The organism is Oleiphilus sp. HI0117 (assembly GCF_001635235.1).
The window spans coordinates 1-3,935 of record NZ_LWGA01000976.1 but is presented as its reverse complement, the minus strand read 5'-3'; the positions used below and the strand labels follow the sequence as shown (position 1 = coordinate 3,935).

The following is a 3,935-nucleotide window of genomic DNA, read 5'->3' as shown; positions in this document are numbered from 1 at the left end:
TTGGAGACGCTGTTCAAGTGCGTGTGTGGCGTAATCCAGATTTATCTGTAGACGTACTGGTTCGTCCTGATGGAAAAATATCGGTACCTTTAGCTGGTGATATTGTTGTTGATGGTGTGTCTACAAGTCAGTTGTCTAAAACTATTGAAGACAAACTGAATAGTTATATTCGAAACCCTAAAGTAACGGTGATTGTCTCCAACCCAACGAGTGCGGATTTTATTCATAGAATTCGTGTGACGGGTGCTGTTCAGGAGCAACAGTCAATTCCTTATCGTAAAGGGATTACAGTGCTGGATGTAGTTTTAGAGGCTGGTGGGGTGAGTGTTTTTGCTGATTCTGATAATTCAAAACTTTATCGCCAAACTGCTGAGGGTGCCAAGGTTTACCCTATTTACCTGAATGATATATTAGAAAAGGGAATTTTAGATTCTAACTATACGCTTTATCCTCAGGATATTATTACCGTTCCAGAGAGAGGGTTTTAGACGAATATGGATTTTGCGCTGTTAATTCGCTATATCGATGTGATTTTCCGGGAACTATGGCAAAGAAAGTTCTGGTGCCTTTTAGGTTTTGCTCTTATTAGTTTTACTGTTCTTTTTGTAGGGATGGTTTGGCCGTCCAAATTTCAGACGTCGGCAACAATATTTGCAGATAATCAGAATATACTAAAGCCTTTGCTTGATGATCAGGCGGCGCAGTCAAAAGTGCAGAATCACACGAAGATAGTAAAAGATACAATTCACTCACCTCGTATTTTGAAACAGGTGGTTGATAACTTGTATGGTGTGCAAGGTTTTGAGTCGGCGGAGGAGTTGGGGCAGGCAATTAATAGCTTAAGAGAAAAGGTGCTTATAAAAGGGCTTGGTGCTGGTTATATAAAGATAAGCTACTCAGATACAACTGCGGAAGAGTCATATCGCGTTATCAATGAGGTGGTAGATGTTTTCATTAGAGCGAGCACTGATGAGCAGCGGACAGAGAGTCGTGAAGCATTTTTATTTATTGATAATCAAGTAAAGCAATATAAAGATCAGCTACTTTTGGCCGAAGAGCGCTTGAAAAATTTTAGGTCTCAAAATTTTGACGGAAGGGATGGGGACGTCGATTCTAGTATTAGTCGAATTCGTTCACAAATTGAAGAGCTTAAAATTTCGATTGATGAGGATAAGACCTCGATAACTGCAACAAAAAAGCAGTTAAATAATGAATCGGAATTCTCTTCGCAAAAATATACTGCTGATGTTTATGGTGAGCGGCTTAAGTCTTTAGAGACTACTCGGAATAATTTGCTTCTCACTTATACGGAAGATTACCCAGACGTAGTGAGTTTAACGTATCAGATAGACGATATTAGACGAGCAATGAAAGAGTCTGATGAGAATAAACGGATCGATGGAGGACAAGCTAAAGGGGAGCAAGATGCCGTGCTTAACCCTCTATATCAGGAGTTGAGAAGCCGTCTCTCAAATGCGATAACACGGATGCAGACCAAAGAAAAGCGCTTGAGTGCTTTGCAGGGTTTGATGGATAAAGAGTTTGAGCGTCGCAAACGTATCGCAGAGCGCGGGGCAGAGGAAGCTGAGCTTACTCGTGACTACACGGTTACCAAACGAATTTATGAAGACATGTTAGAGCGAAAAGAAAAGGCTCGTTTGTCGATGACCTTGAATGTAGAGGGACAAGGAGTTACCTATCGAATTCAAGAGCCAGCATTGCCGCCGTTAAACCCTGTGGGCTTACGTTTTCTTCATTTTGTATTATTAGGGCCTATTGCCGGATTCTTAGCTATTATTGGTTTAGCTGTTGTCTATATATTTGTTGATCAGAGAATTCGGTTTCCCGAAAAGTTGCATGAGTTTGATGTAGCTACATTGGCAGTTATACCACATATTAAGACATCTTTTACCAAGCGTGTAGTTAGAGTGGATATGATAATATGTGTGGTGCTTTCCATTTTAATTATGGGGGCTTATGTTGGCCTGGCATTTGCTGCAAAAGTAGGAATGATTTAAATGAGTGATATTTCTCATGGTGAACGCTCTAATGTGCATGGGTTAGATAATTTGCCCTCTAAAGATTCCCCAGAAATTGGTCGAATGGGAGAGGTTGATCGGTTTTCAGTTGAGGAGCTGGAGCAACTGAAGCTAATTAGTGGGCAGCGCACAAATATTAGAGTGCTGAATATATTTAGAGAGCTGCGCACCCAGCTAATGAAAAAAAGCAACAAAAAGAATTTTGTTTGCATGGTAACCTCCATTAGTCATCAGGGAGGAGCGAGTTATGTTTCGATGAACTTGGCAAGTGTTTTCGCGCTTGATAAAGCCAAGACAAGTTTACTTATTGACGCTAATTTATATGCGCCTAGCCTTGAGCAGTTAATTATTGGTGAGGCAGGGGTTGGTATAACGGACTACTTAAGTCATGCTAATTTCGATATCAAAGATGTTGTTTATGCTACGGGTGTGCCTCGATTGCGTGTCGTACCGATAGGTGACAACAGTGAAGGGGCGGCAGAGTACTTTTCTTCTGATAAAATGCAGCGCTTTGTCGATGAAATTCGCTCTCGATACTCTGATCGCTACATTTTTATTGATGCACCTCCGGTAACAGAGTCATCGGAAGCTAGGATTCTCACTGAAATTGCGGATATGGTTGTATTGGTTGTACCGCATGGGCGGGCAACGGCAGAGCAGGTGGAGGCGGCAATTAGTGTTATTGGTAAAGATAAGCTTGCTGGCCTGGTTTACAATAATTGATCATGATGATTGATCATCGCGCTTTTGTTAGTATTATAATCACTGCCTGCTTATCTCTTCCAGTTGCAGCCATAGAATACTCTGCTGTGTTATCAAGCAATGCGGAGTTTTCAACTAATATCAGTCTTAGTGCGGATGACACGAACTCTGATACACATCAAACTATTTCGTTATCGGGTAGCGCCATTGAGGAAAGAAAAACCTTTCAGACGAATGCTAGTTTCACTCTGGAAAAAGATCATTATTACGGTAATGCGTACGAGGGGGAAACGACATTAAGTACAGGGTTGGGTTTGTTGAATTTTGATGTTGTCGAAGAATTTTTAAGCTGGCAAACGTCTTTTACTCGTAGCCAAACGCTGAATGATCCTTTAGAAGAGGTCCGGTCCGATAATCTTGGGTATCGTGATACGCTATCTTCCGGACCGAGTATATTATATGTCATGTCACCGACAATGATGTTAGTAGGAGGGAGTAGCTATATTATCGCAGAGAACTCTCAAAGAGGTACGGCTGATACAAAGCGGGCTGAATTGTCCGTGGTCGTTACACATCAAATCAGCTCTATAACTTCGATGAATTGGACCGGAGCATACGAAGTGATGCTGGATGCTGATGGTGGCGAAAAGTATGATCGTATACAGCTAGGAGTTGGTGTGTCACGCCAGTTTGTTGATGGGGTTGCTAGTATTAGTGTAGGACGCACACACTTGGTTCCCGAGGCGAACGCAGAAACTGAGTCGAACTTTGTGAACCTTTCATTCGTTCGGGAAAAACTATGGCTGCATGATGTGACGATTAACTTTTTTGAAGACATTTCAGATTCATCGATTGGCTTTGCGGTGAATCCTGGTGCCCCTAACCAGTTTGTTGTGCAGGGGAATGATATTGTAAGGCGTCGCTCGGCAGGGTTAAGTATTGATCGAGAGTTAGGGGTATATGGCTATAGCTTGGCCTTGGCTTGGGATTATGAAGATTATTCTGTTCAAAATAGTGACGAAAAAGTTCTAAATGGACTGTTTGCTCTTGAGAAAGAGGTTTTCCCAGGCTTCTCGACTGGTGCTAGTTTGCAGTTAGTAAAGACCAAATATCTTGGGCGAGAAGAGCTTGGCGAAGAGGAACTCCTAACTTACCAAATAAACGGGAACTATCAATTTTCGCCAGATATTAGTG

General features: G+C 41.9%; 4 protein-coding genes. All 4 read left to right on the top strand.

Translation table 11 applies throughout. The annotated features are described in order from the left end of the window. The coding region (locus A3757_RS17515; protein WP_068740010.1) for an XrtA/PEP-CTERM system exopolysaccharide export protein at window positions 1-488 on the top strand (488 nt) is incomplete at its 5' end. Between the two features lie 6 nt (window positions 489-494). Continuing rightward, window positions 495-2,018, top strand: a complete 1,524-nt coding sequence (locus A3757_RS17510; protein ID WP_068567151.1) for an XrtA system polysaccharide chain length determinant — start codon at window positions 495-497, stop codon at window positions 2,016-2,018. Then, window positions 2,019-2,762, top strand: coding sequence for a hypothetical protein (locus A3757_RS17505; protein WP_082865218.1), 744 nt, complete (start codon window positions 2,019-2,021; stop codon window positions 2,760-2,762). It begins immediately after the preceding gene. Window positions 2,763-2,764: 2 nt separating this feature from the next. Then, window positions 2,765-3,935: hypothetical protein (locus tag A3757_RS17500; protein WP_156506389.1), on the top strand; the 1,171-nt coding region annotated here is incomplete at its 3' end.

What these genes read in the sequence shown, in the direction of transcription:
- A3757_RS17510 (WP_068567151.1), top strand. Translation starts at nt 495, where the DNA reads ATGGATTTTGCGCTGTTAATTCGCTATATCGATGTGATTTTCCGGGAA.
- A3757_RS17505 (WP_082865218.1), top strand. Translation starts at nt 2,019, where the DNA reads ATGAGTGATATTTCTCATGGTGAACGCTCTAATGTGCATGGGTTAGAT.